Origin of the sequence: Kitasatospora sp. SC0581, from assembly GCF_048159585.1 — a bacterium.
Taxonomy (GTDB): domain Bacteria; phylum Actinomycetota; class Actinomycetes; order Streptomycetales; family Streptomycetaceae; genus Kitasatospora.
The window spans coordinates 117,566-130,048 of sequence record NZ_JBLRWA010000025.1 but is presented as its reverse complement, the minus strand read 5'-3'; the positions used below and the strand labels follow the sequence as shown (position 1 = coordinate 130,048).

Sequence of the window (12,483 nt, the reverse complement as noted above, 5' to 3'; positions counted from 1 at the left end):
GGGTTGATAGGCCGGATATGGAAGCCCTGTGAGGGGTGGAGTTGACCGGTACTAATAGGCCGAGGGCTTGTCCTCAGACGCTCGCGTTCACTGTGTGGTTCCCGGGTAACGAACAGTTATCACCGGCGAACAAAGAAACACTTATCAACTGAAAAGTGTGTTTCGCTGAATACCCGATAGGGTTTCGGTGGTCATAGCGTGAGGGAAACGCCCGGTTACATTCCGAACCCGGAAGCTAAGCCTCACAGCGCCGATGGTACTGCAGGGGGGACCCTGTGGGAGAGTAGGACGCCGCCGAACAATTATTCAAGGCCGCGGCCCCAGCGACTCGCTGGGGCCGCGGCCTTTTTGTGTTTTGCGAACGTGAAGAAGATCGGCAAAAGCGGGACTTCCACCCAGACGCGGAGGGTCCCGGCATGTCGGACAATGGAGAAGGTACGCGGGCCAGCAGGCCGGCGTCGAAGCCGCGTGGCGGTGGTGGAGTCGCATGCTCCGCCCGCGGTGTAGCTGAAGCAGCAGAAGGAGTCACCACGATGTCGAACCAGCCCCAGGACCGTCCCGAGCGTCGATCGGACGACGGCCGAGGCTACGAGCCCCGGTCCCGCGGGGGCTGGTCCAACGACCGTGGCGGCGACCGCGGTGGCTTCCGCCGCGATGACCGCCCCTCCGGCGGCTACCGTCGCGACGACCGTGACGACCGTCCGCGTCGTGACGACCGTCCGTCGGGCGGCGGGTACGGCCGCGACCGCGACGACCGCGGTGGCGACCGTGGCGGCTTCCGCCGTGACGACCGCCCCACCGGCGGGTACAACCGCGACCGCGGCGACCGTCCGTCGGGCGGTTTCAACCGTGACGACCGTGGCGGCGAGCGCGGCGGTTTCCGTCGTGATGACCGTCCGTCGGGTGGCGGTTTCAACCGCGACCGCGGTGACCGTCCGGCCGGCGGTGGCTTCCGTCGTGACGACCGCCCCTCGGGTGGCTTCAACCGTGACGACCGCGGTGGCGACCGTGGCGGCTTCCGCCGCGACGACCGTCCGTCGGGTGGCGGTTTCAACCGCGACCGTGGCGACCGTCCGGCCGGCGGTGGCTTCCGTCGTGACGACCGCCCCTCCGGTGGCGGTTTCCGTCGCGACGACCGCCCCTCCGGTGGCGGCTTCCGCCGCGATGACCGCCCGTCCGGTGGTTTCCGTCGGGACGACCGTGACGACCGTCCGCGTCGTGACGACCGCCCCTCCGGCGGTTTCAACCGTGACGACCGTGGTGGCGACCGTGGCGGTTTCCGTCGTGACGACCGTCCGTCGGGTGGCGGTTTCAACCGCGACCGTGGCGACCGTCCGGCCGGCGGTGGCTTCCGCCGCGATGACCGCCCCTCGGGTGGCTTCAACCGTGACGACCGCGGCGGCGACCGTGGCGGTTTCCGCCGTGACGACCGCCCCTCCGGCGGTTTCAACCGCGATGACCGTGGTGGCGACCGTGGCGGTTTCCGTCGTGATGACCGTCCGTCGGGTGGCGGTTTCAACCGCGACCGCGGTGACCGTCCGGCTGGCGGTGGCTTCCGCCGCGATGACCGCCCCTCGGGTGGCTTCAACCGTGACGACCGCGGCGGCGACCGTGGCGGCTTCCGCCGCGACGACCGCCCCTCCGGCGGCTTCAACCGCGATGACCGCGGCGGCGACCGTGGCGGTTTCCGCCGCGACGACCGCCCGAGCGGTTTCCGTCGGGACGACCGTGACGACCGTCCGCGTCGTGACGACCGTCCGTCGGGTGGCGGTTTCAACCGCGACCGTGGCGACCGTCCGGCCGGCGGTGGCTTCCGTCGTGATGACCGCCCCTCGGGTGGCTTCAACCGCGATGACCGCGGCGGCGACCGTGGCGGCTTCCGTCGCGACGACCGTGGTGGCGACCGCGGTGGCTTCCGCCGTGACGACCGCCCGTCGGGTGGCGGCTACCGCCGTGACCGGGACGAGCGCGGCGGCGACCGCCGGGAGTACGACGACCGCCGGGGCAACTACGAGCCCGTCAAGCGTCTGCCGATCCCGGAGGACGTCACCGGCTACGAGCTGGACGCGGACGTGCGCCAGGAGCTCAAGAGCCTGCCCAAGACCCTCGCGGACGACGTCGCCCGTAACCTGGTGATGGTGGCCCGCCTGCTCGACGGCGAGGCGGAGGAGGCCTACCAGTACTCGCGCATCGCGCTCCGTCTGGCCTCCCGCGTGGCGGCCGTCCGTGAGGCGGCCGGTTTCGCCTCGTACATGACGCAGCGCTACTCCGAGGCGCTGACCGAGTTCCGCGCCGCCCGTCGGATGACCGGCCGGGCGGACCTGTGGCCCGTGATGGCCGACTGCGAGCGCGGTCTGGGCCGTCCGGAGCGGGCGCTGGCGATGGCCGGCGAGCCCGAGGTGAAGCAGCTGGACAAGGCCGGCCAGGTCGAGATGCGCCTGGTGGCGGCCGGTGCCCGCGCCGACATGGAGCAGTTCGACGCCGCCGTGGTGACGCTGCAGAGCCCGGAGCTGGCCTCCAACTCCGTGCAGCCGTGGACCGCGCGTCTGCGGTACGCCTACGCCGAGGCCCTGATCGCGGCCGGCCGGGCCGACGAGGCCCGTGACTGGTTCGCCAAGGCCGCCGAGGCCGACACCGACGGCACCACCAACGCCTCGGAGCGGCTGGCCGAGATCGACGGCGTGGAGTTCACCGACACGCTCGACCCGGAGCTGGCCGAGGACGAGGCCGAGTCGACGGACGCCCCGGTGCAGAAGAAGCGCGGTGGCGGCGACCACTCCGAGGACCGCGTGATCTTCGAGGACGAGGAGGACGTCGAGGAGTTCTACGACGAGGACGACCTCGAGATCGACGACGACTTCGACGGCGTCGTCCCCGAGCGCGCCCAGCAGGCCGAGGCCGCCGAGGCCGAGGAGTCGAAGGCCGCCAAGGCCGACGCCGACGCCGACAAGAGCTGAGCAGCTCCCAGGCAAACGCCGTGAGGCCCTGCCGTTCCCCGGGAAACTCCGGGAACGGCAGGGCCTCACGGCGTTCCGGCCCGTGTTCGGTCCGGCCGAGGTGTCAGCCCCGGGCGGTGTCAGCCCAGCGCGAGGTTGCGCAGCACCAGCCCGGTGGCCGGCTTCGGCCCGAAGGAGGTGGACTTGCGCGGCATGGTGACGCCCTGCTCGGCCAGCCGTCGCACCACGGACTCCCGGACCGGGTGCAGCAGGACGGCGGTGCCGCCGGTGCGCGCGGCCTCCTGTTCGGCGGCCACGGCGGTGTGCAGGTAGCCGATGTCGTCCGGGCCGTCGGGGACGTGCCAGGTGCGGTCCAGCAGGGTGGCGTGCAGGACGGTGGCGTCCAGGTGGCGCCACTCCTCGGGCCGGCCGTGCGGCACGGTGGCGTCGAGCAGGGACTCCTCGGGCTCGCCGAGCAGCCAGTAGACGCCGTCGCCGCCGGTCAGGACGAAGCCGTTGCCGCCGTGCCGCTTCTGCTCGGCGAGGGCTTGGAGCGCGGCGGACAGCGGCCCGGGGACCTCCTTGACCTTCCACTGGTCGCCGAGCCGCTCCAGCGCCTCGGCCACCGGCAGCCGGTACAGCACGCGGTGGATGGCCCGGACCCGCAGCGGGTAGCGGGCGGTGTCCACCAGGAGCACCATGCCGCGGTCCCAGGGGCTGCGCGGCAGGTGGCGGTGCTCGCGCTGGAGGCGGAGGTACATCTCCCAGCGGTGGTGGCCGTCGGCGATCAGCGCCCGGCAGGTGGCCAGGTCGCGGCTGATCTCGGCGATCTCGGCCGGGGCGGTGACCGCCCAGAGGCGGTGGTGGGTGCCGTCGCTGGTGGCGGTGGAGAGCAGCGGCTCGCGTTCGACCGTCCGCTCGATCACGCCGGAGGCGCCGCCGCCGCCCCGGTAGGTGAGCAGCAGCGGTTCCAGGTTGGCCCGGGTGGTGCGCATCAGGCCGACCCGGTCGGCGACCGGCCGGGGCATCACGTCCTCGTGCGGGAGCACCACGCCGCCCTCCCGACCGCTCACCGCGAGGGCGCCGATCAGGCCGCGCTGGAGCAGCTCGGGGGAGTCGGCGGTGGCCGGGAGCCGCTGCTCGTAGACGTAGATCGCGGGCTCGGGGTCGGCGGCCAGGACGCCCTCGCGCTGCCAGGCGGCCAGCAGCCGGGCGGCGTGCCGGTAGCGGGTGTCGCGGTCGGGGCGGTCGCCGGCGTCCTCGGGCTCGGGCCTGGGCAGGATCAGCCGGACCACGTTGTGCGGGTCGGCGGTCTCCAGGTCGAGCCGGCGGCCCGGGTCCACGACGTCGTACGGCGGGGACGTCACGGCGGCCAGGGTGCCGACCCGGTCGGGGACGTAGCGCAGGCCGCGGAAGGGGGACAGGGACAGGCCGGCGGTGGCGACGTGCCCGGGATCGCCGGGGCCGCCCTCGGGAGTCTCGACTCCGTCTTCTGCACTGGGTGTGCTCATTCTGGGCATCGTAACCGGGTACGCGTTGTTGAGAGATCGGAATACCCGTGCCGATCTGTGGGGCGGGTGTGCGACCGAGGGCGAGGTACGGCATGGACGACGGGCAGGAACGGGTGGACGGCGGCGGCCCGGCCGAGTCGGGCGGGCCGGTCGGTGCCACCCGCGGGGACGCTCCGGCCGACGGCGTGCCGGGCCGCGTGCCGGGCGACGGTTCGACGGCCGGAGCGGTGCCGGTCGGTTCGGAGGGCGGCTCGGAGGCGGGTACGGAGACCGGCGGGGTGCCGCGGCAGAGCCGCTCCGGGGAGCCCACCGGGGACGTCTACGACTGGTTCCGCCGGGGCGCCCAGCTGCTGGCGCAGGGGCATCCGGCGGCCGCCGAGCAGCTGCTCGCCCGGGCGGTGGCGGCCGAGCCGCACTCGCGCAGCATCCGGGAGGCGCTGGCGCGGGCCCAGTTCGACGCGGGCTCGTACGCGGCGGCGCTGGCGAACTTCCGTGCCGTGGCGCTCGCGGATCCGGCGGACGACTACGCTCAGTTCGGATGGGGCGTCTCGGCGGCCCGGCTGGGCGACTTCGAGACCTCCGCCGAGCACCTGGCGCTGGCCGTGGCGATGCGGCCGGAGTCCGACCACTACCGGCAGGCGTTGCGGCAGACCAGGGCGACCCTGGCGGCCCGCGCCGGGGCGTACGGCCCGCTGCTGCCGGGAGCCCCCGGGTACGTGGAGCCCCCGGCGGGCGCCGAGGGCCCGGCCGGCGGAACGGCGGGCACCGCCGGTGCCGACGGCGCCGCCTGACCGGTGGGCGCCGCGACCCGGCCGGACGCGGTACGAGGCGCCGGGCCGGAGGCCGTACCGGACGCCCTGACACCCTGACGCACGAGGACGTGCGACACGGACGACGCAGTGAACGACGACGCAGTGAATGAGGTAGCGCAGCCATGACCGAGACGGCCACCCCCGTGCGACGGACCGCCCCCGGAGGCAGCGAGCGGCCGCTGACCGACGCGTACGACACCGCGCTGCTCGACCTGGACGGCGTGGTCTACGCCGGCGCGCACGCGATCGAGCACGCGGTGGACGCCCTGGACGCGGCCCGGACGGCCGGAATGCGGCTCGCGTACGTGACCAACAACGCCTCCCGCCCGCCGCGGGTGGTCGCCGAGCACCTGACCGAGCTGGGCGTCCCGGCCGAGCCGGCCGACGTGATCAACTCGGCCCAGGCCGCCGCCCGGCTGGTCGCCGAGAAGGTGCCGGCCGGCTCGAAGGTGCTGGTCGTGGGCGGTCTCGGGCTGGAGGAGGCGCTGGCCGAGCTGGGGCTGGTCGCGGTCCGCTCGCTGGCCGACGGGCCGCTCGCGGTGGTCCAGGGCTTCGACCCCTCGGTGGGGTGGACGGACCTCGCGGAGGCCGCGTACGCGGTGCAGAGCGGCCTGCCCTGGGTGGCGTCCAACCTGGACCTGACGGTGCCGAGGGCCCGCGGCATCGCGCCCGGCAACGGCACCCTGGTGGCGGCCGTGCGGGCGGCGACCGGGGTGGAGCCGGAGGTGGCGGGCAAGCCGCTCCCGCCGATGCACCGGGAGACCGTGCTGCGCACCGGCGCGGAGCGGCCGCTGGTGGTCGGGGACCGGCTGGACACCGACATCGAGGGCGCGTTCAACGGCGGGGTGGACAGCCTGCTGGTGTTCACCGGCGTGACCACCCCGGAGCTGCTGCTGGCGGCCCCGGTCGAGCACCGGCCGACCTACCTGGCGGCGGACCTGCGCGGACTGCTCGTCCCGCACCCGGCGGTGACGCCGGTGGACGGCGGCTTCGGGTGCGGCGGCTGGGTCGCGGGCGTCGAGGCCGGGGTGCTGCGGCTGTCCGGGGCCGGGGACCGCTGGGACGGCCTGCGGGCGCTGTGCGCGGCCGCGTGGACGGTGCTGGACGCGGGCGGCGCGCCGGTGGACGGCCGGAAGGCGCTGGCCGACCTGGGGTTCTGAGGACGGCCCGGCGGTCGGCGGGTACGGCGGCCGGGGTCAGAGCAGGGTGCGCAGCCGCAGCAGGTCGCGGAAGCCCGCCTCCAGCCTGACCCGGCCGCTCGCCCACGCGGAGGCGAAGTTGAGCCGCCCGCCGACCAGCGCGACCAGGTCGTCGCTGCTCATGGTGAGCCGGATCTCCGCCTTCCCGGCCGGGGCGCCGGGGGCCACCACCACGTCCTGGATCCGGCCGTCGCGCAGCCGCCCGGTGAAGGTCAGGTCGAGGTCGGTGATCCGGCAGCTGAGCGAGCGGTCGAGGGCCGCGGCCTTGCGGACGTCGCCGGTGGACTTCGTCATGTTCCGGCTGAGCTGCTCCAGCGCCTCCCGGCACTCCTCGGCGTTCGCCACGGGCCGGCTCCCTCCCCCGGTCGCTACGGTGCTGACTGCGGGCCACGGTACCTCAGGCGGGTTTTGGCGGTAGCGTCGTCGGTGGGGTGCCCGGAACGGCGCCCGGGTACTGAGGGCGACGGAGCGACGCCCAGAGGCGATTGGGAGGCACCCGGATGCTGCCGAGGACGGTTCGGGGAGTGGTGGAGACCGCCGCCGGCGTGGTCGAGGAGGTCGGCAAGCTGGTCGTCGGGACGGCGAGCTCGATCCTGGAGAAGGCCGGGGTCGACGTCGCCGGGGTCGAGCGCCGGCTGGGCGGCCAGTTCCCGCCGTCGGTGGAGACCCTGCAGACCCTCGCCGGGGAGGCGGTCACCGCCGGGCGGGCCGGGGTGGACCTGGCCGTCGGCGTGGCGCGCAACGAGGCGGAGAAGGTCTTCGAGAGGGTCGGCGACCAGGTGACCAAGGTCGGCGTGGTGCTGGCGTACCTGGAGACCAAGCTGCGCGAGGTCGAGGAGGAGGCCCCGGCGGCCGCGTCCGGGCCGGGGGCGTACGGGGCCGAGGAGCCGGTGCCGGCGCCGCGGGCCGGCGACCTCTTCGGGCGCGGCTGGGAGGCCGAGGAGGAGCGGTCGGCCGCCCGGACGGTGGGTGAGCCGATAGTCGCCGAGCGGGTGGAGGTGGACGAGCCGGTCGAGGTCGACCCGCCGGTCCCGCCCGTTTCGTCCGTCCCGCGGGTGTCCGCGGTCGCCCCGGCCCCGCGGGAGGAGCCCGCGGCGGAGGAGAGCGCCGCCGGGAAGGCCGCCGCCGAGAAGAGCACGGCGAAGAAGCCCACCCCGGCGAAGAAGACGCCGGCCAAGAAGACGCAGGCCAAGACGACGCAGACCGGGAAGGCCGCCGCGAAGCGGACGACGACCGTCAAGAAGTCCGCCACCCCCCGGCAGGCCGAGGCCGGAACCGAGCCCGGGACGCCCGCGAAGCGTGCGGCGACCAGGAAGACCACCGTCCGCAAGGCCACCAGCACGAAGAAGCCCGGCGACCCGAAGAAGTCCGACGACGCGAAGAAGCCCGATGCCCGAGACGAGTGAACCGCCCCGGTCCGTCCGGCACGCCGGGCCGCCGGCACCGCTCGACGCGGTGCTCCCCGCCGAGCTGCTCGGCATCGAGCTGCTCCCCACCGGCCACCCCAGGGTGGACGCCGGACTGGCCCAGCTGGAGGCCCTGGACGGGGTCCCCGCCGAGGCACACGTCGCGGTGTACGAAGATGTTCACCAGCGGCTCGTCGACACACTGGCCGCGCTCGACCAGGAATGACCCGCAGGATCCGTAGGAGCTGAAACACCAGTGGCAGTGGCACGACGTCGACTCGACGCGGAATTGGTCCGCCGCAAGCTGGCCCGATCGCGTGAGCACGCGTCCGAGCTGATCGCCGCCGGCCGGGTGACGGTCGGCGGCGCCACCGCGACCAAGCCGGCCACCCAGGTGGAGACCTCGGCGGCGGTCGTGGTGGCGAAGGACGAGAACGACCCCGACTACGTCTCGCGCGGCGGCCACAAGCTCGCCGGCGCGTTCGCGGCCTTCGTGCCACAGGGCCTGGTCGTCGAGGGCCGCCGGGCGCTGGACGCGGGCGCGTCCACCGGCGGGTTCACCGACGTGCTGCTGCGGGCCGGGGCCGCGCACGTGCTGGCGGTGGACGTCGGCTACGGACAGCTCGCCTGGTCGCTGCAGAGCGACGAGCGGGTCACCGTGATGGACCGCACCAATGTGCGCGAGCTGACGCCGGAGCTGATCGGCGGCACCCGGGTCGACCTGGTGGTGGGCGACCTGTCGTTCATCTCGCTCGGCCTGGTGCTCCCGGCTCTCGCCTCCTGCGCGGCCGAGGACGCGGACCTGGTGCTGATGGTCAAGCCCCAGTTCGAGATCGGCAAGGAGCGGCTGGGCAGCGGCGGGGTGGTGCGCAGCCCGCAGCTGCGCGCCGAGATGGTGCGCCAGGTCGCGGGGCAGGCGTGGGAGCTCGGGCTGGGCGTGCGCGCGGTCACCGCGAGCCCCCTGCCGGGGCCGTCCGGCAACGTCGAGTACTTCCTCTGGCTGCGCCGTGACGCTCCGCGGCTGGACCCCGCGGACGCGGACCGGGCCGTGGCGGAGGGGCCCCGGTAGGGTGCCTTGCGAGCGTCCGGCCCGTCATGTCGTATGGCGCGGCCGCCCCGGGACCAAGGGCGACCCGGCAGGCGTTAGGGAGAGGGCAGCGGCATGAGCGATGAAGAACGTACGGTCTTCCTGATCGCGCACACCGGCCGGGAGACGGCGCTGCGCAGCGTCGAGGCCCTGGTGCACGGGCTGCTGAAGGTGGGGCTCCGGATCAGACTGCTGGAAGCCGAGGCGGTGGACCTGGACCTGCCGGAGGGCGTCGAGAAGGTCACCGAGGGCCCCGGGGCGGCGGACGGCTGCGAGCTGATCCTGGTGGCCGGCGGGGACGGGACGCTGCTGCGCGGGGCGGAGCTGGCGCGCTCCCACGGGCTGCCGATGCTCGGGATCAACCTGGGCCGGGTGGGCTTCCTCGCCGAGGCCGAGCGGGACGACCTGGCCGTGGTCGTCGAGCGGGTGGTCGACGCCGACTACGAGGTCGAGGAGCGGATGACGATCGACGTCATCGTCCGCACCAACGGCGACGTGGTGCACGAGGACTGGGCGCTGAACGAGGCCTCGATCGAGAAGGCGTCCCGGGAGCGGATGCTGGAGGTGGTGACCGAGGTGGACGGCCGTCCGGTCTCCAACTTCGGCTGCGACGGCGTGGTGTGCGCGACGCCGACCGGGTCCACCGCGTACGCGTTCTCCGGCGGCGGGCCGGTGGTGTGGCCGGAGGTGGAGGCGCTGCTGATGGTGCCGATCTCCGCGCACGCGCTGTTCGCCCGCCCGCTGGTGACCTCGCCGGAGTCGGTGCTGGCGGTCGAGGTGCAGCCCAAGACCCCGCACGGGGTGCTCTGGTGCGACGGGCGGCGTTCGGTCGAACTGCCCGCCGGGGCGCGGGTGGAGGTCCGCCGGGGCCGGACGCCGGTGCGGCTGGCCAGACTGCACCGGGCGCCGTTCACCGACCGGCTGGTGGCCAAGTTCGCGCTGCCGGTGACGGGTTGGCGCGGCCGGGCCGACCACCAGTAGCCGCGGTCGGCCGCGGCACGGCCGACCGCGGCCCGTACGGACGCGGTTCGTCCGACTGCGGCACGGCCGGCCGCGGCCCGCGCGAACGCGCCAAAGTTCCCGCGCGCCAAGGGACTTGCCCCGCCGCGCGGCCGTCAGACCGCCAGCGGCTGGGACTCGTCCGCCGGTTCGAGGCGTCCGCCGGCCGCTGCCTGGGCGGCCAGGTCGGCGAGGCGTTCGACGGCGGCGGGGACGGTCGCGGCGGGCACGGTGACCGGGAGGCGGATGTGGTGCTCGAAGGCGCCGTCCGAACCGAAGCGGTTGCCGGAGGCGATCCGCACCCCGCTGCGCTCCCCGGCCCGGGCCAGCGCCGCGCCGGACAGGCCGTCCGTGGAGACCCACAGTGAGAGCCCGCCCGACGGCATGGTGAAGCCCCACCCGGGCAGCCGTTCGGGCAGGGCGGCGGCGAAGGCCCGCGCGGTGGCCCGCAGCCGGGTCAGCTGGTGCTCCCGCACGTCGGGCAGCGGATCGCCCAGCAGCTCGGCGGCGATCAGCTGGTCCAGCACCGGGGTGCCGACGTCGCTGTAGACCCGTTCGGTGGCCAGCCGGCGTACCAGCGCGGGCGCGGCCCGGACCCAGCCGATCCGCAGGCCGCCCCAGAGCAGCTTGCCCGCCGAGCCGACGGTGACCACCTGGGCGGCGCGGTCCAGGGCCGCCGTCGGGCGCGGCAGCGGCGTGGACGGCGGTACGCCCCAGCCGAGTTCGGCGGTGGTCTCGTCGGCCAGCACGATGCTCCCGGCGGCCCTGGCGGCGGCCAGCAGTTCGCGGCGCTGCTCCTCGTCGATCAGCGCGCCGGTCGGGTTGTGGAAGTCCGGGATCACGTACGCGACCCGGGGGCCGGCCCCGCGCAGCACTCGCCGCCACTCGTCGAGGTCCCAGGTGGGCCGCGGCGTCCAGGTGTACGGCACCGGGACCAGGCGCGCGCCGGCCAGCCGCAGCGCCTGCAGGGTGTGGGCGTAGCTGGGCGCCTCGACGGCGACCCGGTCGCCGCGGCCGACCAGCGCCCGCTGGAGCAGGTGCAGGCCGCCCATCGCGCCGGTGGTGATCAGGATCTGGTCGGGGGTGGTGGGCAGTCCGCGCTCGGTGAAGCGGCGGGCGACGGCCTCGCGCAGCACCGGGACGCCGGTGGGGTAGTGCCCGTGCCCGGCGGCGTAGTACGGCAGCTGTTCGACGGCCCGGGCGGCGGCCTGGCCGACCCAGGGCTGGGGGGCGGGCGGGGCGGCGACGCCGAGGTCGAGGATGCGGCCCTGCTCGTCCGGCGGGACGGGGTGCAGGGCCTCGCCGGGCGGCGGCGCGCCCTCGGGCAGGGCGGTCCAGCTGCCCGCGCCGCGCCGGCTGCGCAGGTAGCCGTCGCCGCGCAGGGTCTCGTACGCGGTGGCGACGGTGGTGCGGCTCATCGCCAGTGCGGTGGCCAGCTCGCGTTCGGCGGGCAGCCGGGCGCCGACCGGCAGCCGGCCCTCGGTGACCAGCAGCCGGATCTGTCCGGCCAGGGTGCGGTAGGCGGGGCGGCGGGCGGCGGCCGGCTCGGGGAGCCGGGCGGTGGTGAGCAGCCGCGCGAGTGCGGGCGGGGTGACGGTGGTGTGCCAGTCGACCATGGCTGAAAAGTCCACTTGCTCGGGATTGGCCCTGGAGCGGGCAGCTTTGGACTGGCCATCATGGCAGGGCGGCCATGCCGGCCGCCACCACCGGGCGCCCCGGTGGTGCAGCACCACCGCAGGAGCAGGCCTTGGCCACCACGACCACACCAGGATCAGCCACCCCCACCAGACCCGGACCGGCCGCCGGGCGGACGCTCGCCGTCCGGGTGTTCGGCGACACCCACGCCCTCGGCCGCCGGATACCGCAGCTGTTCGTCGGCCTCGCCCTGTACGGCGTGAGCATGGCGCTGATGCTCCGCGCCGGCCTCGGCCTCGACCCCTGGGACGTCCTGCACCAGGGCCTGCAGCGCACCATCGGCCTCTCGGTCGGCACCTGGGTGACGATCTGCGGCGCCCTCGTCCTGCTGCTGTGGATCCCGCTGCGCCAGCGCCCGGGCCTGGGCACCGTCGCCAACGTGCTGGTGATCGGCGCGGCCATGGACCTCACCCTGCGGGTCGTCGACGGCCCCGGCGCCCTGCCCGCCAGGATCGCGCTGACGGCCGCGGCGATCGCCCTCAACGGGCTGGCCAGCGGCCTCTACATCGGCGCCCGGCTCGGCCCCGGCCCGCGCGACGGCCTGATGACCGGCCTGCACCGGCGCACCGGCCGCTCGCTGCGGCTGATCCGCACCGGCATCGAGGTGACGGTCCTCACCGCCGGGCTGCTGCTCGGCGGCACCGCCGGGGCCGGCACCGTCGCGTACGCGCTGGCCATCGGCCCGCTGGTGCAGCTCCTGCTGCCCTGGTGCACCGTCCCGGTGCCCGCCGAGGACGCCCGGAAGGGATGAACTTCCGGGCACGGAGTTGCCGCGCGCCGTTGTCGCTCGTCGCGCGCCGGGGGCGGAACCTCGTAAGGTCGTCTCCGTGTTGGACGA

At 74.8% G+C, this 12,483-nt stretch carries 11 protein-coding genes, 1 rRNA gene and 1 pseudogene; 10 read left to right on the top strand and 3 right to left on the bottom strand.

All coding sequences use genetic code 11. The features are described from left to right. Positions 1-183: 183 nt before the first annotated feature. The 3 genes and pseudogenes from rrf (at position 184) to ACLWS4_RS29005 (ending at position 2,957) form a co-directional block, all read left to right on the top strand. Positions 184-300 (top strand): 5S ribosomal RNA (gene rrf, locus ACLWS4_RS29015). Between the two features lie 692 nt (positions 301-992). Then, positions 993-1,901, top strand: a pseudogene (locus ACLWS4_RS29010) (hypothetical protein); the annotation flags it as partial. 171 nt (positions 1,902-2,072) lie between these two features. Continuing rightward, a complete protein-coding gene (locus ACLWS4_RS29005; protein ID WP_375877814.1) occupies positions 2,073-2,957 on the top strand; it encodes a hypothetical protein in 885 nt (294 codons plus the stop codon). Positions 2,958-3,076: 119 nt separating this feature from the next. Here the strand turns inward: ACLWS4_RS29005 and ACLWS4_RS29000 are convergent, their stop codons facing one another. Beyond that, positions 3,077-4,447: a DUF1015 family protein gene (locus ACLWS4_RS29000; RefSeq protein ID WP_082345921.1), complete on the bottom strand. Its 1,371-nt coding sequence runs from the start codon at positions 4,445-4,447 to the stop codon at positions 3,077-3,079. Positions 4,448-4,539: 92 nt separating this feature from the next. Between ACLWS4_RS29000 and ACLWS4_RS28995 the strand changes: the two genes are divergently transcribed. Then, positions 4,540-5,238 (top strand): tetratricopeptide repeat protein, encoded by a 699-nt coding sequence (locus tag ACLWS4_RS28995; protein ID WP_107086519.1) that lies wholly within the window; start codon positions 4,540-4,542, stop codon positions 5,236-5,238. Between the two features lie 143 nt (positions 5,239-5,381). After that, complete coding sequence (locus ACLWS4_RS28990) at positions 5,382-6,419, top strand: HAD-IIA family hydrolase (protein WP_049654729.1); 1,038 nt, start codon at positions 5,382-5,384, stop codon at positions 6,417-6,419. 36 nt (positions 6,420-6,455) lie between these two features. Here the strand turns inward: ACLWS4_RS28990 and ACLWS4_RS28985 are convergent, their stop codons facing one another. Then, positions 6,456-6,803 carry an SCP2 sterol-binding domain-containing protein gene (locus ACLWS4_RS28985; RefSeq protein ID WP_049654726.1) on the bottom strand — a complete coding sequence of 116 codons (348 nt, stop codon included), beginning with the start codon at positions 6,801-6,803 and terminating at the stop codon, positions 6,456-6,458. Between the two features lie 179 nt (positions 6,804-6,982). Between ACLWS4_RS28985 and ACLWS4_RS28980 the strand changes: the two genes are divergently transcribed. The 4 genes from ACLWS4_RS28980 to ACLWS4_RS28965 all read left to right on the top strand — a co-directional run bounded on the left by ACLWS4_RS28980 (position 6,983) and on the right by ACLWS4_RS28965 (position 9,932). Then, entirely contained in the window at positions 6,983-7,864 is an 882-nt protein-coding gene (locus ACLWS4_RS28980) for a hypothetical protein (protein WP_416875664.1), read from the top strand. Further along, positions 7,848-8,090, top strand: coding sequence for a hypothetical protein (locus tag ACLWS4_RS28975; RefSeq protein WP_416875663.1), 243 nt, complete (start codon positions 7,848-7,850; stop codon positions 8,088-8,090). Before ACLWS4_RS28980 ends, ACLWS4_RS28975 begins: the two co-directional genes overlap by 17 nt. Positions 8,091-8,126: 36 nt before the next feature. Then, complete coding sequence (locus tag ACLWS4_RS28970; RefSeq protein WP_074004683.1) at positions 8,127-8,933, top strand: TlyA family RNA methyltransferase; 807 nt, start codon at positions 8,127-8,129, stop codon at positions 8,931-8,933. Between the two features lie 93 nt (positions 8,934-9,026). Further along, positions 9,027-9,932, top strand: coding sequence for an NAD kinase (locus ACLWS4_RS28965; protein WP_049654720.1), 906 nt, complete (start codon positions 9,027-9,029; stop codon positions 9,930-9,932). 134 nt (positions 9,933-10,066) lie between these two features. Here the strand turns inward: ACLWS4_RS28965 and ACLWS4_RS28960 are convergent, their stop codons facing one another. After that, positions 10,067-11,566 carry a PLP-dependent aminotransferase family protein gene (locus tag ACLWS4_RS28960; protein WP_416875662.1) on the bottom strand — a complete coding sequence of 500 codons (1,500 nt, stop codon included), beginning with the start codon at positions 11,564-11,566 and terminating at the stop codon, positions 10,067-10,069. A 131-nt stretch (positions 11,567-11,697) separates the two neighbouring features. Here ACLWS4_RS28960 and ACLWS4_RS28955 point away from each other — a divergent pair, with 131 nt between their 5' ends. Continuing rightward, positions 11,698-12,396, top strand: coding sequence for a YczE/YyaS/YitT family protein (locus ACLWS4_RS28955; RefSeq protein ID WP_074004685.1), 699 nt, complete (start codon positions 11,698-11,700; stop codon positions 12,394-12,396). The last annotated feature ends 87 nt before the right edge of the window (positions 12,397-12,483 follow it).